This is a genomic window from Actinomadura rayongensis (assembly GCF_009831215.1).
Taxonomy (GTDB): Bacteria; Actinomycetota; Actinomycetes; order Streptosporangiales; family Streptosporangiaceae; genus Spirillospora; species Spirillospora rayongensis.
In genome coordinates this window covers 531,305-554,813 of record NZ_WUTW01000001.1, presented here as the reverse complement: position 1 = coordinate 554,813, position 23,509 = coordinate 531,305, and the positions used below count along the sequence as shown (strand labels likewise).

Genomic DNA, 23,509 nt, shown 5'->3' with positions numbered 1-23,509 from the left:
CAGGCGATGAGCGCAGAATCACCGACGTTGGGCGGCAGGCTGCCCGGCTGGCCGCCGTTCGTGCGCGAGCTGGACGCCACGCTCTCGGTGCACTCCCAGTACGTCCTGTCCGGCAACCTCTACGACAGCTTCCTCGCGCCCCCCGCCGACCCGACGGAACCGGCCCGGCTGCTGCCGCTGCGCGAGCTGCTGTGGGAGTCGCTGCGCTCCAGCGGGTTCAGCTGCCTGATCGTCTACGACCCGGTGGACGGCGTGCAGGTCCTCCCGGAGGCGGGCGACGAGATCGGCGACGAGGCCCAGCGCGCTGCCGAGCAGCTGCTCGGCAAGCTGAAGACGAACGAGAAGCCGTCCCTGGAAGGGCTCCAGAAGTACCTGGCGGCGGTGGCGCGGCCCACCGAGAAGGTGCGGGCGGCGTTCCTGCTGGACTCGGCGTCGCGGATCGCACGGACGCCGACCGAGATGGAGCCCGCCGAGCGCGACTTCTTCCGGTTCTGCGCGAAGCTGTCGCGGTCGGCGATGCCGGTGCGGGTCGCGGGGCCGCGTCCGAAGCCGCTCTACAACCCGGTGCTGTGGCTGGTGGAGCGGCCGGGCGACCTGCCGCCGTGGCTGACGGCCGGCAACGAGACGATCCGCGAGATCACCATCCCGCGCCCCCACCTCGGCGACCGGCAGGAGACGGCAAGGCTGCTGGCCCGCGCGTTCGGCGTGACGGACGTCGACACCGACCCGTCCGCCGCCGCGACCTGCGACGCGTTCGCCGAGCAGGCCGACGGCCTGACGCTCCAGTCGATGATCGAGGTCACCCGGCTGGCGAAGGAGCGCAACGTCGACCTCGTCGACCTGCCCGACGCCGTCCGGACCTACAAGCTCGGCGTGCTCGACAACCCGTGGAGCCGGGGGCATCTGCGGCGGCGCGTGCTGGAGGGCGAGAAGCGCGTCCCGGAACGGGTCATCGGGCAGCCGCAGGCCGTCACGAAGACGCTGGACATCCTCAAGCGGGCCGTCCTCGGCCTGTCGGGCGCGCAGGCGACGCGGTCGGGCAGCCGTCCGCGCGGCGTGCTGTTCTTCGCCGGGCCGACGGGCGTCGGCAAGACCGAGCTGGCCAAGGCGATCACCGAGCTGGTCTTCGGGGACGAGTCGGCCTACCTGCGGTTCGATATGAGCGAGTTCTCCGGGGAGGGCTCGGGCGACCGGCTGATCGGGGCGCCGCCGGGCTATGTCGGGCACGAGGCGGGCGGCGAGCTGACCAACGCCGTCCGCGAGGACCCGTTCCGCGTGATCCTCTTCGACGAGATCGAGAAGGGCCACCCCCGGATCCTCGACAAGTTCCTCCAGATCCTGGAGGACGGACGGCTCACCGACGGCCGCGGCAACACCGTCCACTTCTCCGAGTCGATCCTGATCTTCACCTCGAACCTCGGGATGTACGTGCCGTCCGGGCCGGGCGGGCAGCGCGAGCAGAACATCCACCCGGGGATGCCGTACGAGGACATCGAGCAGCGGATCAAGGCGGCCGTGGCGGACCACTTCACGACCGTCCTCAACCGGCCGGAGCTGCTCAACCGGTTCGGCGACAACGTCGTGGTGTTCGACTTCATCGGCCCGGACGCCGCCGACAAGATCTTCGACCTGCAGTTCGGGAACATCTGCCGCCGCGTCGCCGAGGAGCACCGCCTCATGCTGACCGTCCGCGGGGACGCGATGACCACGCTGCGCTCCTGGTGCACGGCCGAGCTGGAGAAGGGCGGCCGGGGCATCGGGATGGCGCTGGAGTCGTCGTTCGTGAACCCGCTCGCCCGCGCGCTGTTCGACCGGGAGCTGGGCGACGACGAGCGGATCACCGTGGCGGGCCTGCGGCGCGAGGGCGGCATCGTCCACGTGGACCTCGCGTGACCGGGACGCTCCAGCTCGCCAAGGCCCACTACCCCGTCACGACGCTCGGCCCCGGCACCCGCGCGGGCATCTGGACGCAGGGCTGCACGCTGCACTGCCACGGCTGCCTGTCGCGGGACACCTGGGAGTCCGACCCGTCCCGCGCGGTGCCGGTCGAGGCGATCGTGGGGTGGCTCGCGTCACTCCCCGGCCCGCTGGACGGCGTGACGATCTCCGGCGGCGAACCGTTCCAGCAGCCGGCCGGGCTCGCGGCGCTGCTCCGGGGAATCCGTGCGTGGCGGGACGCGCGCCCGCATGAGACCATGCCGTTGGACATATTGGTCTACAGCGGATATGTCTACAGTCGTCTTTCACGTTCGGCCGAGACGCGGGAGATCCTGGACCTGTGCGACGCCGTGGTCGCGGGGCCGTACGTCGATCGGCTCAATCCGCCGGGCGGAGGCACCGGCCGGCGGTCCCTACTCTGGAGGGGGTCGGCCAACCAGCGGATCGTTCCGCTGTCCCCGCTCGGACGGCGGCGCTACGCGGTGCCGGACGGACTGCCGGACGTGCAGGACGAGACCGGCGACGCGCGGCAGGAGGCCGGGCCGCCCCGGATGCAGGTTTCTATGGAAGAGGGGCCGGAGGGAAGGCGGGTGTACTACATCGGGATCCCGCGCAGGGGTGACCTCGAACACCTCTCGACGACACTGGAGCGCGCCGGGGTGCGCGCGGGGGTGGTGTCATGGCGACCTTGAACTGTCCCGTCTGCGACGAACCGTTCCAGCCGGGCGATCTGCTCTGCCTGAGCTGCGGGGCGAACCTGGCGCGCGCCGGGGGCGGCGGGGGCCGTCGTCCGGGCGGCTACGAGGACCAGGGCCCGCCGCGCGGCGCCCCTCCTCAGCACGGCGCACCGCAACACGGCGCCCCCCAGCATGGAGCGCCGCAGCACGGCGCCCCTCCTCAGCACGGCGCCCCTCAGCACGGGCAGCCGCCCTACCAGCAGCAGTACGGCGACCAGCAGTACGGTGACCAGCGGTACGGCGGCCCCCCGCAGCCCGGCCCGCCGCAACAGGACCCGTGGAGCCAGCCGCCGCAGCAGCAGGCCCCGCCCCAGCAGCAGCCACAGCAGCAGCCGCAGGACCCGTGGGGCGCGCCGCCGCCGCAGCAGCAGCCGCACCAGCAGCAGGACCCGTGGTCCGCGCCGCCCCCGCAGCAGGATCCCCGGCAGCAGGCGCCGCAGCCCGCGGACGGCTGGGGCGCGCCGCCGAGCCAGAGCCCCGGCCCGCAGAGCCCGTACGAGCAGCAGGGACGTCCGGGCTACGACCCGTACGACCAGCAGGGCCAGCAGCAGGGCGGCCAGCAGTACGGCGGCCAGGGCGGTGGCCCGGTCGGCGGGCAGGGCGGCGGCTACCAGCAGCAGGGCTATCCCCCGCAGCAGGGCGGCGGCCAGCAGCAGTACGGCCGTCCCGACCAGGGCTACGGCCCCGGTCCCGGGCCCGGCCCGCAGCGCGGCGGACGCGCCCCCGCGCCCGACAGCACCGCCGCCATGTGCCCGTACTGCGAGGCGGTGCTGACCAACCCGGCCGCCGCGCAGTGCGAGTCGTGCCTGCGTCCGCTGACGTCCAAGCCGCACGGGGCGCCGCAGGCCGCGCCGACGCTGCGCGTCCAGTTCCCCGGCGGTGACGTGAAGGTGGCGGCCGGGCAGCACCTCGTGCTCGGACGCGACGCGGGCCAGTCCCCGGTGGCGAGCACGTTCACCCAGTACGACAACGTGTCCCGGCGGCACTCGACCGTCTGGCTGGACCCGTCCGGCACGGCGTGGGTGCGCGACGAGGGCTCGACCAACGGCACGTTCGTCAACGGCGAGCGGTTGCCGCGCGGCGTGGAGGCGCCGCTGCGCGACGGCGACCAGCTCCGGCTGGCCGCCGACGTGACCGGCACCGTCCAGCTCACCTGAGACGCGGGCGACGGACGGCCCGCCACCGGGCCGTCCGTCGTTGCGTTTTCGTGATCACGACGCGCTACCGTCGGGTCACAACGGCGCGTCCTGTCCATCGGGGGGCACGGCGGGCCGTTCTCTGACGGAGAACCACGCATGCGCCGCACCCTCGTCGTGTCCGTCGCGACGGTCACGCTGCTCGCCCCCGCCGGTGTCGCCCGCGCCGGGGCCGTCGCCGCACCGAGCGTCATCACCGGCTTCACCGTCGCCACGACGGCCCTCGGAACGCTCCGGATCTCCGGCTGGCTGGCCGCGCCGGGCGCCCAGGTCGCCGGGAAGCACCTCGTCCTGGAGGCGGCGGACGCGTCCCGGCGCTCCTGGTACGTCGTGTCGCTGCCGAAGGCGCCCGTGACGAAGCCCGACGGCTCGTTCACCGCGTCCTACGGCTTCATCGCCTACCCGCACGGCTACTACCGCGTCCGGTTCGACGGGGACGACACCGTGGCCGCCGCGCGCAGCGGCGAGGTCCGCGACACGCGCGCCGACACGCGCGTCCGGGGCTGGAAGGCGTCCCGGCACAAGATCCGCAAGGGTTCGCGGGTGACGTTCCACGGCATGCTGCTCCAGAAGTCCGGGACGTCCTGGACGCCGCTCAAGCACCAGCGCGTCTACATCATCGGCCGGATGCGCGGCAGCAAGACCTGGTACTGGTACGCGCGCCCGAAGACGAACGGCAAGGGCGTCTTCAAGGCCCGGTTCCGCGTCTCGCGCGACACCTACTTCACGTTCCAGTACTACGGCGACCGGACGCACTACACCGAGGTGCCGACCGTCGAGACGTTCGTCAACGTCCGCTGAGACGCGAACGGCCCCCGGGCGACGCGCCGGGGGCCGTATCAAGCCGGGACGTCAGCCCGCGCGCTTGGTGCGGGCGCGGGTCCGCTCGCGGTCCTTGGCCGACAGCACGACCTTCCGGATGCGGACGGCGGTCGGCGTGACCTCGACGCACTCGTCCTCGCGGCAGAACTCCAGCGCCTCCTCCAGGCTGAGGATCGTCGGCGGGGTGAGGCGCTCCAGCTCGTCCCCGGTGGACGAGCGCATGTTCGTGAGCTTCTTCTCCTTGGTGATGTTGACGTCCATGTCGTCGGCGCGGGAGTTCACGCCGACGATCATGCCCTCGTACACCTCGGTGGTCGGCCCGACGAAGAACGTGCCGCGCTCCTGGAGGTTCGTGATCGCGTACGCGGTGGCCGCGCCGGACCGGTCGGCGACCAGCGACCCCGCCGGACGGGTGCGCAGCTCGCCGAACCACGGCTCGTAGCTCTCGAAGACGTGGTGCGCCATGCCGGTGCCGCGCGTCTCGGTCAGGAACTCGGTGCGGAACCCGATGAGGCCGCGCGCCGGGACGAGGAACTCCATCCGGATCCAGCCGGTGCCGTGGTTGGTCATCTGCTCCATGCGGCCCTTGCGGACCGCCATGAGCTGGGTGACCGCGCCGAGGTGCTCCTCGGGGATGTCCACCGTGAGGCGCTCGACGGGCTCGTGCTTCTTGCCGTCGATGGTCCGCGCGACGACCTGCGGCTTGCCGACCGTCAGCTCGTAGCCCTCGCGGCGCATGTTCTCGACCAGGATCGCCAGCGCCAGTTCGCCGCGGCCCTGCACCTCCCAGGAGTCGGGACGCTCGGTCGGCAGCACCTTGATCGACACGTTGCCGACCAGCTCGCGGTCCAGCCGGTCCTTCACCATGCGGGCGGTGACCTTGGTGCCCTTCTCGCGGCCGGCCATCGGGCTCGTGTTCGTGCCGATGGTCATGGAGATCGCGGGCTCGTCCACCGTGATGAGCGGCAGCGGGCGCGGGTCGTCGGGGTCGGCGATGGTGTCGCCGATCATGATCTCCGGGATGCCGGCGATCGCGATGATGTCGCCCGGACCGGCCTCGTCGGCGGGCTTGCGGGTCAGCGCCTCGGTCATCAGCAGCTCGGTGATGCGGACCTTCTCGACGCTGCCGTCGTGGCGGCACCAGGCGACCTGCTGGCCCTTCTTGATCACGCCGGCGTGGACGCGGCACAGCGCGATCCGGCCGAGGTAGCTGGACGCGTCCAGGTTCGTCACGTGCGCCTGCAGCGGCGCGTCCGGGTCGTAGGACGGCGCCGGGATCGTGTCCTTGATCACCTGGAACAGCGGCTCCAGGTCCTCGGCGGCGGGCATCTCGCCGTCGCCGGGCTTGTCCAGCGACGCGCGGCCCGCGCGGCCCGACGCGTAGACGATCGGGAAGTCGATCTGGTCCTCGCCGGCGTCGAGGTCCATGAACAGCTCGTAGGTCTCGTCCACGACCTCGTCGATGCGGGCGTCCGGCCGGTCGGTCTTGTTGACGACCAGGATCACCGGGAGCTTGGCCTCCAGCGCCTTGCGCAGCACGAAGCGGGTCTGCGGCAGCGGGCCCTCGCTGGCGTCCACCAGCAGGACGACGCCGTCCACCATCGACAGGCCGCGCTCGACCTCGCCGCCGAAGTCGGCGTGGCCCGGGGTGTCGATGATGTTGATCGTCATCCCGTTGTGCAGGACGGCCGTGTTCTTGGCGAGAATCGTGATGCCCTTCTCGCGCTCCAGGTCGTCGGAGTCCATGACGCGGTCGTTCACGTCCTGGTTCTCCCGGAACGCTCCGGACTGCCAGAGCATGGCGTCGACCAGCGTCGTCTTGCCGTGGTCGACATGGGCGACGATGGCGACGTTGCGGAGGTCGTCGCGCGTGGAGAAGGGCATGCGGGCTCGCCTTGGGTGAGGGTTGGGCGTGGGGATTTCGTGACGCCGCGGACGGGCGCGCACTACCAGTCTACTCGGCCCGGCGCGCCGCCCTTTCCGGCGCCGCGTCGCGACCCGGCCCGGCGGCCAATTGGTCATCTATGCGCATTCTTTGTAAGGTCTTTCGTCATCCGGGCGTTCCCTCGCCCCTGCTCACGGGGCCGCGTCCGGATCCGCCGAGTCCCCCGGAGGGGGAGCCGGGGACCCAACCGGGCTTCTCGGGGTGAATCGACGCACACGGCGTCGTAGGGCTTCTCCGGCCCGAACCCGTCAGCTAACCCGGCAGGCGGCGAGGAGAGGAGAGACCGGTTTTGGCACCGGATTCCCGGCGGCGCCGCTGGACGGCGCCCGCAGTCGCGGTGGCCGCGCTCGTCGGCCTCGGGCTCACCGGACCGGCCGTCGCGCACGCCGCGTCGCCGCTGACCGTTCTCGCGGCCCCCAAGCCCACCGAGAAGGAGCTGCGCAAGCAGCTCGACGACCTCAACACCCAGGCCGAGATTCTCACCGAGAAGTTCAACAAGGCCCGGGTCGACCTCCAGCGCGCGCAGCGGGCCGAGGCCGCCGCCGCCCGCATCTCGGCGGACCTGGAGAAGAAGGTCGCGCCCGCCCGCGAGCAGCTCGCCGCGCTCGCCGCCGCGAACTACATGAGCGGCGGGCCGGACGTCCTGTTCGGCTCCGGCGGCGCGGACGGCCTCTCCGACACCGCCTACCTGGCCCAGAACCAGGCGACGGTCGTCGCGTCCGTCCAGGCGGAGATCGACAAGGCCAACAAGGCCAAGCTGGCCGCCGAGCAGCGCACCGCGCAGGTCGCGCAGGCCAAGAAGCAGGTCGAGAACGCCCGCACCACCGCCCGCAACAAGATCGCGGAAGTGCAGAAGCAGCTCGACAAGCTCACGACCACGCACGTCAAGGACCCGCACACCGGGCTGTCGGCGACCGTCACCGGCTCGGGCCTGCCCGCGCGGATGGCGCGCAAGGCGCTGACCAAGATCGGCCGCCCGTACGTGTGGGGCGCGGCCGGGCCGAGCACCTTCGACTGCTCCGGGCTCGTCGTGTGGGCGTACGCGCAGGTCGGCAAGCCGGGGCTGCCGCACTACACCGGCGACCTCTACGACCTCGGGACGAAGGTGAGCCGGGGCTCGCTCCAGTCCGGCGACCTCGTCTACTTCGGGTCCAACCTGCACCACATGGGGATCTACCTCGGCGGCGGGAAGTTCCTGCACGCGCCGTCGACCGGCGACGTCGTCAAGATCTCGGACCTTTCGGACCGGTCCGACTTCGCGGGGGCCAACCGCATCAGCTAGTCCTCTTTGTCGGGATCTATTCCGTAACGCCCGGGGTGGGAGTACGCTCCGGCGCAGTCCGTGAACGCCGTCCCGGCGCACCGGTGTTCGTCCCTCCGCCCGAAGGAGTTCCGGTGAGGTTCCGCAAGCCCGTTCTCGTCGCGGCCACGGCCGCCGCCGCCCTGCTGCCGGTCGCGGCCGTCGCCGCCCCGGCGGGCGCCGTGCCGCCGCCCGCCGGACGGATCGCCGTCCAGGCCGCGCCGCTGCCGTCCGCGGACCAGCTGCTCGCGCTCGTGCTCGCCGCGTTCCCCGCGAACATCCAGGCGGACGCGCGGCTGATCCTCGGCGGGGACTACCTGAACGGGCTGCAGCGGCTCGTCGCGGACGTCCAGAAGCTCACGGCCGCGCAGCTCCAGGACATCGCGAACAAGCTGCTCGCCCTGCTCAAGCTGCTGCCGACCGACCTCGGGAGCCTGTTCGGGAACCAGCTCGCCCAGGGCCTCTCCCACGACGAGGCGCTGACCGCCGCGATCACCGCCGCCCTCGCCCCCCGCCTTCAGTCCAGGTAGGGGGCGAGCAGGTCGACGATCGGCCGGTCCCCCGGCAGCCACGGGACGTCGTGCAGCTCGCCGGCGGCGAGCCAGCGCAGCTCCCGGTGCTCCAGGGCGCGCGGCTCGCCGTCGTCCAGCCGCGCCGTCCAGACGCGCAGGACGCCGCCGAGCACCAGCGGCCAGTCCCCGCCGACCCGGTCGCCGAGCACGACCCCGACGCCCAGCTCCTCCCGGCACTCCCGCACGAGCGCCTGCTCGTCGGTCTCCCCCGGATCCACCTTCCCGCCGGGAAACTCCCAGCCGCCCGCCAGCGCGGGCGGCTCCGCCCGCTGCGCCGCCAGCAACCGCCCGTCCGCGATGATCGCCGCACCCACCACTATCACCCCGCGTCACCCACCTTCCTCGCCGCCATCATGCCGGTACCCTCCGACACCCACGAACCCCCCGTCATGGGGTGCGGGTGGCGACGATGTGTTGGGCGCGGGCGACGATCGCGCCGAGGTGTTCGCCGTGGGCGCCGCGCCAGTAGACGCGTCCGCAGGTCGCGCAGCGGCCGTAGGCGGTCTGGGTGCGGCGGGTGCCCTCCTCGACGGCGTCGGCGACGTCCGCCGCGGCCACCGGGACGAGCGGGCCGTTGCAGGCCGTGCAGCGCGTCCAGGGGTGCAGGACGGGCGCGAACCGGTCCAGGACGTCGTCGAGCTGGTCGTCGGGACGTGAGCCGCGCACGTACGCGCCGAACCACAGCGCCCGGCGGTGCAGCAGGCCCCGGTCCTGCGTCAGCAGCACGCGGCGCTCGGCGTTCGCCCAGGCGACGAGCGACGGGTCGTCGCAGTCGTTGTCGTAGGCGGTGTCCAGCCCGAGCAGGCGCATCCGGCGGGCGAGCGTGCCGAGGTGGACGTCCAGCAGGAAGCGCGGCGCGTCCTCGCCCTCGTCCAGCGGCACGCGCTGCGGGCGCGCCACCGGGCGCACCTCGACGCGCGCGCCCGGCGCGGGACGGTCCTTCGGACGCGCCGGGACGCCGTCCACGACCAGCTCCCCGACCTCCGGCAGCGGCACGCCCAGAGCCTCCACCACATGCCCCAGCGACGCGGTCCCGTCGTGCGGCAGGCGCGTCTGCGCGGCCCGCCGTGACGACGGCAGGAACATCAGCAGCGCGCCCGCCACCGACACCGTGATCTCTTCGGCCACGGCGCCCAGGATGCCATGCGGCGCCGCGCGATCCGTCCTGGTTTTCCGGCGCTCAGCCGCCCTGCGCGGCGAGCTGGGTGATCTTCTGCTGGAAGTCCTTGCGGGCCAGCGGACGCGTCGTCCCGACCCAGTCCGGGCGGCGGTAGGTCTTGACGCCGATGTTCGGGCTGCACGTCGAGCAGCTCGCCACGACCATCATGCCCTTGCGCAGCACCATCCCGACGTGCCCGGGATTGTTCGACGACGTGCCCGGACCGGAGTTGAAGAACACCAGGTCGCCGGGCTGCTCCTCGCCCTTCTTGACCTTCACGCCGAACGGCCACTGCTCGAACGTCGTCCGGGGGATGCTCAGCCCGACGCTGCGGTAGGCGGCCTGGATGAGGCTGGAGCAGTCCCACGCGTCCGGGCCGGTCGCGCCGAAGATGTAGCGCTTGCCGCGCTGCGCGAGCGCGAACGCCAGGATGCGCTGGACGAGCGCGGTGGCCTCGGGCGGCAGGTCGTCGTCCTTGCAGTCCACGCCGTCGGACTGGATGGGCGTGTAGTTCCCGTTCGCGTACTTCTTCGCCCAGGACAGGACGAGGTTCACGTAGTCCCACGAGTGGTTGTACATGAACACGGCCGTGCGGGTCCGGGTCGGGGCGCCGTTGTGCTTGAGGTACTTGGCGGCCGTGGGGATGGCGTCGGCGGGGTCGTAGCGGTCCTTCTTGCCGTCCTTGTTGCCGTCCACCGCGAACTCGTCGAACGTCGGCTTCAAAAACTGCATCGGCCCGCCCGCGCCCGCGTAGTTCTCCCCGGACGAGACGCCCGGCGACCGCGACTGCCCGTGGTCGGTCTCGACCTTCCCGATCCCGGCGAGCAGGTTCCACGGCAGCCCGTACTCCTGGCCCGCCTTCTTGTACAGGTCGAGGTAGGTGCTCGGGATCGCGCGGGCCTCCGTCGCGGCGGCGGGCTGCACCCCGGCGGACGAGGTGTCGGTGCAGTCGCCGCTGCCCGCGCCGCTCCCGCCGAACAGGAACTGGCTCGCGCCGAACAGCGTCGGGACGACCAGCAGCGCCGAGAACAGGCCGACGACCGCGACGAGCGCCGCCGTCACCGCGAGCCGCCGCCGACTCATCCGGTGTCCCCCTGCTGCCCGGTGCCCGCGGGCTCGAACGCGTAGACCCTGAGCGCGTCGCCGTCGCGGGAGACCGTCACGGCGTACTGCTGGCTGGGCCGCGCGGTGTGCCCGTCGCGGGTGACCTCCTGCTTCGCCGTCACCAGGAAGATCAGCGAGTTGTCGCCGATGTCGCTGATGCGGTCCAGGGTGGCGCCGCTCGTCGCGACGACCTTGTGGGCCGTCCGCTCCTGCTGGAGGCCGGGGGACGCGGCGCCCTGCCGGAGCTGGTTCCCGAGGTCGTCGGTGACGAGCCCGGACAGGCGCCGCAGGTACGCGTCGGCGGGCTCGTCATAGCGGTACGTGCCGTACGCGGCGACGAACCGCTGCGCGACGTCGGCGGCCGTGCCGAACTCCTGCTGGGAGAACGGCAGCAGCCGGTAGATGTCGAACGGGCCGGAGCCGACCGTCCCGGAGATCCCGGGGGGCGGCGACGCGGGGCCGGTCGGGGTCGGCGACACCGTCGGCCGGGGCTTCGCGTCATCGTCGTGGCCGGACGGCGCGACCGTCAGGTACACGCCGATCGCCGCCAGGACGACGACCAGCCCGCCGAACAGCATCCTGCGCTGCCGGTCGTCCAGGTTCATGGCTCGTCGCCGTCGACCGGACGCAGCCAGAACGGCATCGGCGGGGCGCCGTCACCGCCGCCGCCCGCACGCCGCGACGCCCACAGCGGCGGAGGCGCGGCACCGCCGCCGTTGCCGCCACCGTTGTTGCCTCCGCCGGAGCCGCCGCTGTTGCCGCCGCCCGAACCGCCGCCGTTACGGCCGCCGCCCTTGCCGCCGCCCGAGCCGCCGGACCCGCCGCGCTGCCGGGGCACGTTGGACGCCGGGTCCTTGCCGCCGCCGCGCGCCGGGGACGAACCGCTCCGTCCGCCGCGTCCGCGTCCGCCGTCGCCGTTCGAGCCGCCGCCCGAGCCGCCGGACCTGCCGCCGGAGCCGCCGCCGTTGCGGCCGGCGCCGGACTTCCCGTCACCGCCGCCGCGTCCCCAGGAGGGCGGGCGCGGCGTGCTCCCGCCGGAGCCGCCCGAGCCGCCGTCGCCGGAGCCGCCGCCCGCGCCGGACGACCGTCCGCCGGTCACGATCCCGCCGAGCCCGCCTCCGCCGCCGCTGCCGTTCGTCCCGCCGCCGGTGGTGCGCGGCGCGGTCCCGCCCCCGTCCGGCGCGCTCGCCGCGCGGGACGGCAGGTTGAGCGGCGGCGCCGACTTGCGCGGACGCCCCTGCCCGGCCGCGCCGCCCTTCGGCTTGGCGGCGAGCACCGGCGCGGCGTCCGGCGACTGCGGGTCGCCCGCGCCGGCCGCCGCGACGCCCGCCCGCCGGTCCGCCGCGTCCGTCGTCGCGGGCTCGACGGCGCCGTCGCGCTTCCCGGCCCGGCCGAGCCGGTACCCGGCCGCGCCCGGCACCACCGCCGTCACCACGCCGGCCGTGTTCTTGCGCGCCTCGGACGCCGACCGGTCGAGCAGCGCCTCGCTCTTCTCCCGCGCGCCGACCGCCGAGTACCCGACCGCCGAGAACAGGTGCTGGAACGGCTTGCGGTACACGAACGCCGCGAACGTCACCAGCGCGATGAGCAGGATCTGCAGGCCCCACGGCAGCGTCTCGCCGAGGATCAGCCCGTACGCCCACAGCAGCAGCGCGAGCACGCCGATCAGCGCGGCCTGCTTGAGCAGCATCGACAGCAGCAGCTCCAGCCAGCGCATGGCGATCACGCGGCCGATGCCCGGTTGGATGCCGATGCCGAGGAAGATCGGCCCGGCCACGAGCAGCAGCAGGAACGAGATCTTCACGACGATCAGCGCGATCGCGATGACGAGGATCAGCAGCCCCGCGACCAGCGCGGCGAACAGCGCGCCGAACGCCACCGCGAGCCGGCTCGTCCAGTTCTTGCCCTGGAACAGCGGATAGGCGCCGGCGTGCTGGTCCTTGATGTTCTTGGTGACGTCCTTGTAGGCGTCCGCCTTCTTCGCCAGGTCGACCTTCTGGCCGCCGTAGGTCTCGGGGAGGTCCACGGCCTGCGACCAGAGCAGTTTGTCGGCGTTGTCCTTGACGATCGCGGCGTTGGGGTCGGTCGTCCCGAACTCGCCCATCAGCCACGGCTTGCAGACCAGCGCCACCCACAGGCCGTTGGCGTTGCGGGTCGTCGGGTCGGTGTTCGCGGACGTGGACGGGTCCGGTTTCCCGTCGGGTGTCGGGACGCACGTCCCGCCCTTGGTGCTGCTCTGCGGGAGCGCCGCGTTGAACGCCGCGCTCGTCGCCTCCGACACCTTCGTCCCGAGCGTCGTGAAGTCCGCCGGGCGGGCCACCAGCCAGATCAGCGCGACCATCGCCGCGACCATCCAGACGACGCCCTCCACGACCTTGCTCGCGCGCCGCCGGACGAGCCCCCACCAGGCCAGCGTGATCGCGCCGACGATCACGACCCAGGACCAGTAGCGGGTGTTGAACGTCTTGCCGATGCTGCTGATGACGTCGTCGATCGTGCCCTTGAGCCAGCCGAGCAGCGACTCCGACGCCGCCGCCTGGTAGACGCTGATCGTCGTCCGGTCGATGGCGCGGACGAGCGTGAACGTCGTGTTGGCGAGGGCGTTGCCCATCATCGCCATCGCGTCCGAGCAGCCCATGTCGACCGCGTACCAGCTCTGCCCGGCCGTCCCGTACCGGTCGTAGTACGTGAGGTCCTTGACGGGCGTCTTCTGCAGCTTCGCGTTCGGGTAGTCGGGCGGCTTGATCAGCCCGTCCGTGCCCGACCCGTACTGCTCCGGCGACGGATTGTCCGCCGGCCGGCACGGGTCCCCGCCGAACGGTCCCGCGCCCGCGGCCGGGACGAACCCGCCGACGAACAGCGCCACCAGCATCGCGAACAGGACCGCAAGGCTCGTCCGGCGACCCGGCCTGCGGCGCCGGGTCGCGCCCCGGCGGGCGCGGGCGATGCGGCGCGGGTCCAGGCCCTCGCCGGGCGAGGTCTGGAAGCCGGCCGCGCGGCGCGCGAAGATCGCCGCGCCGGCACGCGCGGCATGGGGCCGGTTCATCAGTGGACCTCCTCGACGTCGGCCCCCGCGGTCGTCAGATCGGCCGGTCCGGGATGGGACCGGGTCGGGTTGGTGTCCAGCCAGCGCCGCAGCTCCGCCGAGATCAGGTCGACGCCGATCCGCCCGGCCCGTCCGTCCAGGTCGCGGAACACGCACTCGCCGTTCCCAAGGTTGCGCAGCACGGTCTTGTGCTCGTCGGACGCCTCCACCCCCAGCAGAGACATCACGTTCCCCACCTCCACCCGTTCGGAGGACCGGAAGGAGAACACCGAGGACAGACAGTTCGTCACCTGCTCGTTCAACAGGTCGCCCGCGTTCTGCGAGACGAGGATCAGCGCGGTGTTGCGCGACCGCCCCATCCGGGACACCTCGGGGACGAGCTTGGCCCCCTCGGGCGTCGAGGTGATCGCCCACGCCTCGTCCAGGAAGATCGCCTTGGGCAGCCGCCGGTCCAGCCCGTGCATGAGCCGCCGGGCGAACTGCGACACCAGGTACATGAGCGCGACCGACAGCCGTTGCTCGTAGGAGTAGTCCTCGCGGCCGATCGCGACGTCCGGGAGGGTGAGGCCGCCGAGCGTGAACACGGTCGTCCAGCCCGCGGTGTCGATGCGCTCCCCGCCGGACGGGTCGAAGCACAGCCGCGCGAGCCGCATCTCCGACATCGACCGCAGCACCGCGCCGAGGTTCTTGGACGCCGGGTCCGCCGCGGCCTCCAGGTAGTCCACGACGCGGCCGAGCGAGGGCCGTTCGGCGTTGGCGACGGCGCCGACGGCCTGGATCATCGCCGACTCGCGTTCCTCCGACATCCGCGGCAGCAGCAGCCGCAGCGTCTCGGTCGCCATCGTCTTGCGCGCCGCGAGGTCGTCGCCGAACGAGAACGGGTCGAGCAGGCCGGGCGCGGCCGAGCCGAGCGGCAGGACGCGCGCCCGCCGCCCGCGCGCCTGCAGCAGCCGGACGAGCGATTCGGCGTCCCCCTTGGGGTCGATCGCCGCGACCGTCACGCCGCGCAGCGCCATCTGGTAGAGCAGCAGCAGCGCGAGCGTGGTCTTGCCGCCGCCGGGCTCGCCGGTGATCGCGACCGCCGTCGGACGGTTGCGCGCCGCCGCGACCAGCGGGTCGAAGTGGACGATCGACCGCGCCCGTCCCAGCGTCTCCCCCACGTACGGGCCGATCCAGCCCTCGCCCGCGTCGTCGGGACGGTCCCCGAGGTCGACGGTCGCGACCGGCATTCCGCCCGCGATCGTCCGCAGGTGCTGGCGCTGGACGTAGGCGTTCAGCCGGATCCGGTCGCCGGGCAGCGACTCGCAGAACAGCGAGAACTGGTCGCCGGTGGAGTTGACGACGTCGATGCCGATGTCGCGGTAGTGCTCGACGACCGCGTCCACGCGCTGGGCGAGCAGGTCCTCGGTGGGCGCGGACACGATCAGCCGGTGCCACCCGTACACGAACGGCAGGCGTTCCTTGGTGATGCCGTGCTCCAGCATCCGCGCGGCCTCGATCTGCTCGGCGAGCGCGATCGGCGCCTCCTGCCCGGCCTCCCGGATGTGCTGGTCCATGTCGCGGGCGTGCGCGAGCTTGCGCGACACGTCCTTGGACGCCTTGGCGGGCGGGACGAGCTTCATCCGCGAGCTGATCTCCACCGGGAACGGCAGCGCGTCGGCGTAGTGCATCCACGGCTCGCCGTCCGGGAACGGCATCAGCTCGGGGAACCGGGCGAACGACAGGTACGCGACATAGGACGTGGCGGTCGCGCCGCCGCCCGCGCCCGTGAAGTTGGGCTGCTCGACGCGCAAGTAGGAGCGGCCGTTGTGGATGGCGCCCTCGACCAGCGCCTCGATCTCGCCCTTGCCCCACGTCCGGCGCGGCACGGCCGACGGCGGCGGGTCGGCGAGCGACGCCGTCACCGCGTGCTGGAACAGCCACGCGACCTCGGTGGACGTCGCGTGCCTGGCGTACAGCGCGGACCCGCCGAGCGCCCGGCCGACGCGTTCGGCCTGGTCGCGCCAGCGGGCGATCTCCTTGGCGTCGATCGCGTCGTCCTCGATGCCGAGGACGTTCTCGCTCCGCTTGTACAGGCCGAGGAGCTGGGGGATCACGCCGCCGCCGAGCTGGGCGCCCATCCCGCGCGGCCCGAGCCGGACGCCGAGGTAGACCTCCTTGGTCCAGAAGTCCTTCGCCCACACGTGCGCGTAGGACTCCTCCAGGTACTCGCGCCAGCCCGGCCCGCCGTCGGACGTGCGGTCCAGCGCGAGCGCCCATTCGGCCGCCGGGTAGGTGCGGTGCGCGATGCGCAGGTGGATCTCGGCGTCCTGCATCCGGATCCCGGCGAGCGCGATCGTGATGTTCGTCGCGAGCGCCTCGCGCTCCTCGCCCGTCGTGAACTCGTAGGACACGGTCGGCAGCCGGAAGTAGACCCACGCGGCGGTGTCGGTGAGCAGGACGCGGTCGTCGAAGTAGCGTACGGCGAGTCGGCTCGACCGGGCCTTGGCCGCCCGGCTCACCGGGCCGCCCCGCTGCGCTCGGACGCCACATTCCCATATCGGACGCGCAACGTATCTCTACCGCTCCGTCCCGGCTCGTACCATCCGGGACGAGGCGGGCGTGGGGGGGCGGTCATCGCGTGGCCTCCTGCTCCTGCTGCAGCTCCTGGTAACGCTCGGGCACGACGCTGAACCCGCCGGCGACCACGCCGGCGAGGGCAAGATAGGCGCGGCGCGTCGGGGCGCGCAACGACTTCAGCTCGTTCCGCGGCGCGCGGTCCATGCTGAGGTGATCGTCCCACGGGATCCGGACGAGCGCCCGGCAGCGTCCGCGCGCCACCGACTCGGCGTGCTCGACGTCGCCCATGCTGCGCCGGCTGACCCCGTTGATGACGGTGACGGCCCGGGAGCGCAGTTCGGCGTACCCGTGCCCGTCCAGCCACTCGAACGTCATCGCGACGGCGCGGGGCGCGTCGGCGCTGGCGGGCGCGACCAGCACGATCTGGTCGGCGTGCGGGAGGACGCGCGCGACGACGGCCGCCGCCGCGTCCAGCAGCGTCACCGAGTAGAAGCGGTCGATGGTGCGGATCGCGGTGGCGTAGTCGCGGTCGTCCAGCGCCTGCAGCGGGTTCTTGCCCGCCGCGATGACGTCGAGCCCGGACTTGGCCTGGGACGTGTACCGCCGCATCGCGGTGAGGCTGCCCACCTGGTCGGCGTGCGCGATGAGGCCGGTCAGCGTCTCGTTGGTCTCGCTGCGGGTGCGGCGGGCGAGCGCGCCGGGGCCGGGGTTGACGTCGACCGCGACGATCGGCTCGCCGTTGTGGTGCGCGAACGTGTGCCCGAGCATCAGCGACGTGACGGTCTGCCCCGCGCCGCCGGTGCAGCCGAGCACGACGATGTGCCGGGTCCCGTGGAACGGCTGCTGGATGCGCTGCTGGTACTCGGCGTCGGCCTCGCCGTGCCCGCCGCCGACGGCCTGGACGAGCCGCCGCAGCCCGCCCGGCGTGACCTCGTGCTCCGGCCCGGGCGGCGTGATCGCGGGCTCGGACGCGGGCGGCTCGGGCGGCGGCGGCAACGGCCGGTTCCGCACCGGCGACACGGGCCCGGACCGCCCCTCTCGCGGCGGCGCCTGCGCACCGTCCGCGGGCTCCCCGCCCGCGTCCCGCCGCCCCGACGGCACCGGCGGCTGCGGCTGCTGCTGCGGCATCGGCAGCGAAGGCAACGGCGGCGGAACCTCCAACGGCTCCCCGCCCTGCCCGGACACGTCCTGCGGCGCCCCACCCTGCGGCGCACCCGCCTGCGGCACGCCGCCCTGCGCGGGCGTCGTCCCGCCCTGCTGCGGCCCGGCCGACACAGGCTGCTGCGTACCACCCTGCGGCACTCCGCCCTGCTGGGTCCCACCGTGAGACGTCCCACTTGGCGTCCCCGCGTGCGGCGCCCCGGCCTGCGGCGCACCGCCCTGCTGCGTCCCGGCCTGCGCGGGCTGCTGCCCGCCCGGCTGCGGCGTCCCGCCCTGCGGGGACGCGCCGCGCTGCGGCTGGCCCGGCTGCGGCAAGCCGTGCTGCGGCCCGGAGCGCCCTTCCTCGTCCTGCGGAGGCCGCGGCCCACCGGCCTGCGGCGCACCGCTCGACGCGGGCGCGGGCTCGTGCCCAGGACGCGGCGCCGAGGGGTGCGACGGCTCGGGCCGCCGCTGCCCGCCGCGCTGCTGCGCGGGCTCCTGCGGCGTCGGCACTGGACCGCCCTGCCCGGGCTGCCCCGCCGCAGGCCGCTGCGGCGCGCCGGGACGCCCGGGAGCCTGCGGGCCGCGCTGCCCGGGCGGCCAGACGCGCGGGTCGTCGTCCTCGGACGGCTGCGGCGGCCCGGCGGGCGTGGGACGAGGCCGCGAGAGCCCGTCGGACCACGGCCGCGGCGGCTCACGCCGGGCAGGCACCGGACCGGTGGACGGCTCCGGCGGCACCGGAGGCTCGGCGGGCGTGCGGGCGCCGCCGAACGCTCCGGGCACCTGCGGGATGTCCGGACGCGTGACCGGCGGCTCGGCCCGCCGCACCTGTGGAATATCCGGACGCGTGACCGGCGGCTTCCGCCGCCCCGACCCGGGCTTGCGCTGACCCGCGACGACGACGTCGCCGGGCTCGCCGTTGAACGCCAGCTCCTCCGCGGGAGCGGGCGCGGGCGGCGGCAACGGCTGCTGCGGGATGTCCGGACGCGTGGGCGCGGGAATCCGCACCCGCCCGGCCCAAGCACTGGACGGCTCGTCGCCGTCGCCCGGAGCCGCGACCTCCGGATCGTCCACCCGACCACCGGCACTTTCCAGAGATCCAGACGAAGCGACAGGTTCTTCCGCACGCGCGACCGGCACAGGCTCACCACCCGCACCAGCCTCTGCCTCAAGCGCACCCTCAAGCTCGTCCGCCTCAGACGACCCGGACGCACGCCGCTCCCCGCGCGACCCCGCCGACTCATCCCTCGCGGACCGCCACTCGTCCCCCGCCCCAGCCGCCCCCAACTGCCGCTCACCCGAAACGGGCAACCCAGCCTCGTCCGACCGCTGCTCGCCCGAAACGATTGGCTCAGACGCGTCCGGACGCTGCCCGCCCGACACGGACTCAACCGGACGCCGCTCGCCTGGCACGGACGTCTCCGACGCGGCCGGGCGCTGCTCACCCGGCACCGGCGGCTCGGACGCAGCCGGGCGCAGCTCGCCCGGCGCGGGCGCGGTTGAGCGCTGGTCGCCTGGCTCCGGCGGCTCGGACGCGGGTGGGCGCCGTCCATCGTGCGCGGGCGATCCGGACGCGGCAGGGCGCCACTCGCCGCCCGGCACGGATGGCTCGGACGCAGCCCGTCGCTGCTCGCCTGGAGCGGGCGGCTCTGGCACGGCTGGGCGCCGTCCATCGTGCGCGGGCGACCCGGACGCGGCAGGGCGCCACTCGCCGGGCTCGGACGGCTCGGACGGAGCCGGGCGCTGTCCATCGTTCGCCGACGGCTTGGACGCGGCCGGGTGCCGCTCGCGCGGCGCGGGCGGCTCTGGCACGGGTGGGCGCCGTCCGCCCTGTGCGGGCGGCTCGGGTGCGGTCGGGCGCTGGTCGTGTGAGAGGGGCTGCTCGGCGGCGGTTGGGCGCTGGTCGGCTGGTGTGGGGGGTTCGGGGACGGGTGGGCGTTGCGCGGTCGGGGTCGCGGGGTGGCGGGACAGGCCGGGGCGCGGGCGTTCGGCGGGACGGTGGGCGTCGTGCGTCGCGGGGTCCTCGTCCTCGCCCGGGTCGGCCGCCTTCCAGAACTCCGGGTGGCCGCCTGGGCGGCGTACCCCGGACGCGAACGCGCGCTTGCCCGTCGGGCCGGACGTGCGGGCGGGCGTTCCGCTTTCGGTTTCCGTCTCGGTCTCCCGGACGGGCTGCGGTTCCGGAACCGGCGGCGCCGGGCGCTCGGCGCGCGGCGCCGGCACGTCGTCCTCGTGGGAGATGTCGCGGTCGGTCCGCCGCCACGGCTTCGGCGCGGGCGGCTGCTGCGCGACGGCCGCGGGACGCTGGGCGGGTGCGGGACGCTGGGCGGGTGCCGGACGCTGGGCGGGTGCGGGGTCTTCGGCGGGCTGGAGCGTCGGCGGCTCGGGTTCGGTGAAGACGACCGGGCGCGGCTCGCTGCGCGGCAGCGGCGGCGGGCCGGACGTGCCGGCGGCGGCGGGCGCGAGCACCGGGGTCTCGGGCGTCTCCTCGACCGTCGCGCGGCGCCGCGACCGGCGCCGTTCCTTGAGGGCCGCGCGTTCGGGGGCGACGGCCTGCGCGGGCAGGTCGGGGCGGCTCCACACGCGCGCGACGATGACGACCTCGCGCGGCTCCCGGATCGGCGTCAGGCGGCACCAGGTGCGCGGCTCGGCGAGGAACCGCGTCTGCGACAGCAGCAGTTCGGTGAGCCGCTTGCCCTCGATGACCGGACGCGTCGCGAGCCAGGTCAGGACGCCGGGCGGGACGATGTACAGAACGTGCCACGGCTGGTGGAACGGGATCCCGATGACGGTGAGCAGCACGATCCACGGGACGAACACACCGATGAAGACGCCGATCTGGACCAGCGGCAACGGCATCGGGAGCCGCAGGTCGTACAGCTTGTAGATCCGCCGCTCGATGCGCCAGATGCTCGTGTACGTGGGCAGGTCCACGCGTCTTCTCCCCTCACTGTGCCCGCCGGGTCCGGCCGTCCGGCCGCGTCCCGCCCGCCGGGACCCCGCCGGTCAGCTCGGGTCAGTCGACACCGAGGGCCTTGGCGATCGCCTTGGCCGTCGTCTCGATGATGTTGGGCACATAGAAGACCACTCCGATGCCGATCGCGAGGACGATGAACTGGACGAACCGCGTGATCTCCCGGGTGAAGAGGAAGAAGATCGCGACGATCGAGACGATGACGAGGAACAGCGGTCCGAAGATGCCCCGCAGCCAGTCGGCGAGCTGGTCGGTCTTCAGTTCGTCGTTCGGCGCCGCCAGAACCTCATGGGGAATCGACGCCATGATGTGGTGCAGCATCGACTGCCTACCTTCCTGGGTCGCCGGTGGTCGGGAGGACGGTGCCCCGCAGGGGACGAGGACCATGGTGCCGGACCGGCGCCCGGTGACGGGAATCGCGCCGGTCAGCACGGCGCCGACCGGCCGGGGGGCCGGTCATGGCGCGCTCGGTTCGGTCACGCCCCGGACGTCCCGGACGTACCAGTTGCCGGACTTCTTGATCATGTCGAGCCGGTAGTCCTGCTCCAGCTCGCCGCCGCCCGCGCCGCCGCCGGTCGCCGGGACCTGCCAGGCCACGGTGGCGGTGACGACGCGCTCCCCCGGCTGCCCCTTGGGCGCGATGACGCCCCGGACCTGCACGAACGTGACCGAGCCGTTGAGCCCGGTGAGCGCGGGACCGGCCGCGAACCGCGACAGCGACGCCTGGTCGCTCTGGGCGTAGGCGGGGAAGAACTTGGCGAGGACGGGCGTCAGCTCGTCCTCCAAAGCGGTGTCGCGGTCCCGAACCCCGGTCGTCGGCAGGGTCGCGCGGCCCGGCGGCGGCAGCAGCGCGGGCCGGCCGGACACGACCATCGCGTCGGCGCTCGCGGCGTAGACCGGCACGGCGAGCCGGAACCACTTGTCCTGGCTGCGCGCCAGCAGCGTGACGGTCCCGTTGTGGTCGTCGCGCGCGTCCACCCCGGCCACCTGGACGGACTGGACCTGCAGCTTCCCGATCCCGTTCCAGCCGAACTGCCCGTCGCTGCCGTCCGGCAGGAAGCCGCGCAACTGCGCCTCGCGTGCGGGCCCGGCCTTCTGGTCGTAGTTGAGGTAGACGCCGGCGAACTGCAGCGCGAACGCGCCCGCCGCGCTCGCCGGGAAGTCGGTGCCCTTGCCGGGCGCGGCGGCGCGTCCGGCCGACGGCTTGTCGGACGAGGTGAACCGCTCGAACGGCGCCCGCACCCCGTTCACCAGGATCACGATGATCAGCGCCCAGAGCACGGCGCGGCCGAGCCAGACCCACCACCGGCCGCCCGAGCCGCCCCACCGGCCGCCCCGGTTCCGGCCCCGGCGCGGTTCGGGCGGGTCGAAGGCGCCGTCGGACGGGTCGAACCCGTCCGTCCGGGGCTCGTCCGCCTCGGCGGTCCTGCGGCCGTCCCGTACGGCCGACCTGCGCGCCATCATGCCTCCGCTCGCACCTCGCCCCGGGCCGGCGCGTCCCCGATGCCCGCTTCCGTTGGAACGGTTCGTCCGACCCCATCTCGGGCCAGACTAACCACGAACGTCAATTCTTCCAGCGCATCGCGGCAAAGCACAGCCCCGCCGCGCGGTTGTGGATAACGCATTCGATTCCGCTCTGAACAGGGACGAGTGCCAAACGGTGACGAACCCCTTCCCCGGACTCCGAACGACGTGCCGGAGCGGTCCGGAGACGAACGGCGCGGAGCGCCCCCGTCCCCGGCGGGACGGCGCGCCACGACAACCGAACACGAAGTTAGAAATAAGACATTTCGGACAAGCAACACACGACTCCGAAATGACATCGACGCAGGTCAGCGCCATTTCCGGACGTCACGAAAACCGATAACCGAAACCGGCGTCCCGGCACGGCCGCAACGACGGCTACACGTTGAACCGGAACTCGACCACGTCGCCGTCGCGCATCACGTAGTCCTTGCCCTCGATGCGGACCTTGCCCGCCGTCCGCGCCGCCGCCATCGACCCGGCCGCGATCAGGTCGTCGTACGACACGATTTCGGCCTTGATGAAGCCGCGCTGGAAGTCGGTGTGGATCACGCCCGCCGCCTCGGGAGCCGTGGCGCCCGCGCGGATCGTCCACGCCCGCGCCTCCTTCGGCCCGGCCGTGAGGTAGGTCTGCAGGCCGAGCGTCGCGAACCCGACCCGGACGAGCTGCGACAGCCCCGACTCCTCCTGCCCGAGGCTCTGCAGCAGCTCCAGCGCCTCGGCGTCGGGCAGCTCGATCAGCTCCGCCTCGATCTTGGCGTCCAGGAAGATCGCCTCGGCGGGGTGGACGAGGTCGCGCAGCCGGGCGCGCACGGCGTCGTCGGTCAGCTCGTCCTCGTCCAGGTTGAAGACGTAGAGGAACGGCTTGGCGGTGAGCAGGTGCAGCTCGCGCAGCAGCGCGAGGTCGATCCCGGCGTCGGCGGCGCCCGCGAACAGCGTCGTCCCGCCGTCGAGCAGCTCGCGCGCGGCGACGACCGCGTCCACGACGGCGAGCTGGTCCTTGTCCTTCTTGGTGCGCGCCTCCTTCTCCAGGCGCGGCAGCGCGCGCTCGATGGTCTGGAGGTCGGCGAGGATCAGCTCGGTGTTGATCGTCTCGATGTCGCGCGAGGGCGCCACGTCGCCGTCGACATGGGTGACGTCGGGGTCGTCGAACACGCGGATGACCTGGCAGATCGCGGCCGTCTCGCGGATGTTGGCGAGGAACTTGTTGCCGAGCCCCTGCCCCTCGGAGGCGCCCTTGACGATGCCCGCGATGTCCACGAACTCCATCGTCGCCGGCAGGATCTTCTGCGAGTCGAACAGCTTCGCCAGGCCGTCCAGCCGGGGGTCGGGCACGCCGACGACGCCGACGTTGGGCTCGATGGTCGCGAACGGGTAGTTCGCGGCGAGCGCGTCGTTCTTGGTCAGCGCGTTGAACAGCGTGGACTTGCCGACGTTGGGCAGTCCGACGATTCCGATGGAGAGGCTCACGGCGGACCAGTTTAGGGTCCGCCGGG

17 protein-coding genes and 1 riboswitch are annotated in these 23,509 nt (G+C 73.4%); of the genes, 6 read left to right on the top strand and 11 right to left on the bottom strand.

Translation table 11 applies throughout. From position 1 onward, the window contains the following. Positions 1–6 precede the first annotated feature (6 nt). The 4 genes from GQ466_RS02705 to GQ466_RS02690 all read left to right on the top strand — a co-directional run bounded on the left by GQ466_RS02705 (position 7) and on the right by GQ466_RS02690 (position 4,672). Positions 7–1,893: an AAA family ATPase gene (locus GQ466_RS02705; RefSeq protein ID WP_161101156.1), complete on the top strand. Its 1,887-nt coding sequence runs from the start codon at positions 7–9 to the stop codon at positions 1,891–1,893. Beyond that, positions 1,890–2,630: a 4Fe-4S cluster-binding domain-containing protein gene (locus GQ466_RS02700; RefSeq protein ID WP_161101155.1), complete on the top strand. Its 741-nt coding sequence runs from the start codon at positions 1,890–1,892 to the stop codon at positions 2,628–2,630. The genes GQ466_RS02705 and GQ466_RS02700 overlap by 4 nt, the downstream gene beginning before the upstream one ends. Next, positions 2,618–3,832 (top strand): FHA domain-containing protein, encoded by a 1,215-nt coding sequence (locus tag GQ466_RS02695; RefSeq protein WP_161101154.1) that lies wholly within the window; start codon positions 2,618–2,620, stop codon positions 3,830–3,832. Before GQ466_RS02700 ends, GQ466_RS02695 begins: the two co-directional genes overlap by 13 nt. A gap of 138 nt (positions 3,833–3,970) precedes the next feature. Then, positions 3,971–4,672: a hypothetical protein gene (locus GQ466_RS02690; RefSeq protein ID WP_161101153.1), complete on the top strand. Its 702-nt coding sequence runs from the start codon at positions 3,971–3,973 to the stop codon at positions 4,670–4,672. A gap of 51 nt (positions 4,673–4,723) precedes the next feature. Here the strand turns inward: GQ466_RS02690 and typA are convergent, their stop codons facing one another. Continuing rightward, positions 4,724–6,577, bottom strand: coding sequence for a translational GTPase TypA (gene typA / locus GQ466_RS02685; protein ID WP_161101152.1), 1,854 nt, complete (start codon positions 6,575–6,577; stop codon positions 4,724–4,726). 203 nt (positions 6,578–6,780) lie between these two features. Further along, a riboswitch (cyclic di-AMP (ydaO/yuaA leader) is annotated at positions 6,781–6,920 on the top strand. A gap of 7 nt (positions 6,921–6,927) precedes the next feature. On the opposite strand from typA, the gene GQ466_RS02680 reads away from it, so the two are divergent. Together GQ466_RS02680 and GQ466_RS02675 are read left to right on the top strand one after the other, a co-directional pair. Then, complete coding sequence (locus tag GQ466_RS02680; protein WP_161101151.1) at positions 6,928–7,920, top strand: C40 family peptidase; 993 nt, start codon at positions 6,928–6,930, stop codon at positions 7,918–7,920. Positions 7,921–8,033: 113 nt separating this feature from the next. Then, on the top strand, positions 8,034–8,468 hold the full coding sequence (locus GQ466_RS02675; protein ID WP_161101150.1) for a hypothetical protein: 435 nt from the start codon (positions 8,034–8,036) through the stop codon (positions 8,466–8,468). Here the strand turns inward: GQ466_RS02675 and GQ466_RS02670 are convergent. The 10 genes from GQ466_RS02670 to ychF all read right to left on the bottom strand — a co-directional run bounded on the left by GQ466_RS02670 (position 8,456) and on the right by ychF (position 23,483). Then, on the bottom strand, positions 8,456–8,824 hold the full coding sequence (locus GQ466_RS02670; RefSeq protein ID WP_161102361.1) for an NUDIX domain-containing protein: 369 nt from the start codon (positions 8,822–8,824) through the stop codon (positions 8,456–8,458). The two genes, GQ466_RS02675 and GQ466_RS02670, sit on opposite strands and share 13 nt — an antisense overlap. A 73-nt stretch (positions 8,825–8,897) precedes the next feature. After that, on the bottom strand, positions 8,898–9,596 hold the full coding sequence (locus GQ466_RS02665; RefSeq protein WP_161102360.1) for a Mut7-C RNAse domain-containing protein: 699 nt from the start codon (positions 9,594–9,596) through the stop codon (positions 8,898–8,900). A 94-nt stretch (positions 9,597–9,690) separates the two neighbouring features. Then, entirely contained in the window at positions 9,691–10,752 is a 1,062-nt protein-coding gene (locus tag GQ466_RS02660) for a C40 family peptidase (protein ID WP_161101149.1), read from the bottom strand. After that, positions 10,749–11,378: a hypothetical protein gene (locus GQ466_RS02655; RefSeq protein ID WP_161101148.1), complete on the bottom strand. Its 630-nt coding sequence runs from the start codon at positions 11,376–11,378 to the stop codon at positions 10,749–10,751. Before GQ466_RS02655 ends, GQ466_RS02660 begins: the two co-directional genes overlap by 4 nt. Continuing rightward, entirely contained in the window at positions 11,375–13,819 is a 2,445-nt protein-coding gene (locus tag GQ466_RS02650) for a type IV secretion system protein (protein WP_161101147.1), read from the bottom strand. The genes GQ466_RS02655 and GQ466_RS02650 overlap by 4 nt, the downstream gene beginning before the upstream one ends. Continuing rightward, on the bottom strand, positions 13,819–16,320 hold the full coding sequence (locus GQ466_RS02645; RefSeq protein WP_161101146.1) for an ATP-binding protein: 2,502 nt from the start codon (positions 16,318–16,320) through the stop codon (positions 13,819–13,821). The genes GQ466_RS02650 and GQ466_RS02645 overlap by 1 nt, the downstream gene beginning before the upstream one ends. A gap of 112 nt (positions 16,321–16,432) precedes the next feature. Beyond that, a complete protein-coding gene (locus GQ466_RS02640) occupies positions 16,433–20,449 on the bottom strand; it encodes a TcpE family conjugal transfer membrane protein (protein WP_161101145.1) in 4,017 nt (1,338 codons plus the stop codon). A gap of 82 nt (positions 20,450–20,531) precedes the next feature. Next, positions 20,532–20,795, bottom strand: a complete 264-nt coding sequence (locus GQ466_RS02635) for a hypothetical protein (protein ID WP_237417671.1) — start codon at positions 20,793–20,795, stop codon at positions 20,532–20,534. Between the two features lie 150 nt (positions 20,796–20,945). After that, on the bottom strand, positions 20,946–21,953 hold the full coding sequence (locus tag GQ466_RS02630; RefSeq protein ID WP_161101143.1) for a conjugal transfer protein: 1,008 nt from the start codon (positions 21,951–21,953) through the stop codon (positions 20,946–20,948). Between the two features lie 438 nt (positions 21,954–22,391). After that, positions 22,392–23,483 carry a redox-regulated ATPase YchF gene (gene ychF / locus GQ466_RS02625; protein WP_161101142.1) on the bottom strand — a complete coding sequence of 364 codons (1,092 nt, stop codon included), beginning with the start codon at positions 23,481–23,483 and terminating at the stop codon, positions 22,392–22,394. Positions 23,484–23,509 lie beyond the last annotated feature (26 nt).

Bases quoted from the DNA above. Each gene is read 5' to 3' on its own strand.
- GQ466_RS02705 (WP_161101156.1), top strand. From the start codon at position 7: ATGAGCGCAGAATCACCGACGTTGGGCGGCAGGCTGCCCGGCTGGCCG.
- GQ466_RS02695 (WP_161101154.1), top strand. From the start codon at position 2,618: ATGGCGACCTTGAACTGTCCCGTCTGCGACGAACCGTTCCAGCCGGGC.
- GQ466_RS02690 (WP_161101153.1), top strand. From the start codon at position 3,971: ATGCGCCGCACCCTCGTCGTGTCCGTCGCGACGGTCACGCTGCTCGCC.
- typA (WP_161101152.1), bottom strand. From the start codon at position 6,577: ATGCCCTTCTCCACGCGCGACGACCTCCGCAACGTCGCCATCGTCGCC.
- GQ466_RS02665 (WP_161102360.1), bottom strand. From the start codon at position 9,596: ATGTTCCTGCCGTCGTCACGGCGGGCCGCGCAGACGCGCCTGCCGCAC.
- GQ466_RS02660 (WP_161101149.1), bottom strand. From the start codon at position 10,752: ATGAGTCGGCGGCGGCTCGCGGTGACGGCGGCGCTCGTCGCGGTCGTC.
- GQ466_RS02655 (WP_161101148.1), bottom strand. From the start codon at position 11,378: ATGAACCTGGACGACCGGCAGCGCAGGATGCTGTTCGGCGGGCTGGTC.
- GQ466_RS02650 (WP_161101147.1), bottom strand. From the start codon at position 13,819: ATGAACCGGCCCCATGCCGCGCGTGCCGGCGCGGCGATCTTCGCGCGC.
- GQ466_RS02635 (WP_237417671.1), bottom strand. From the start codon at position 20,795: ATGGCGTCGATTCCCCATGAGGTTCTGGCGGCGCCGAACGACGAACTG.
- GQ466_RS02630 (WP_161101143.1), bottom strand. From the start codon at position 21,953: ATGATGGCGCGCAGGTCGGCCGTACGGGACGGCCGCAGGACCGCCGAG.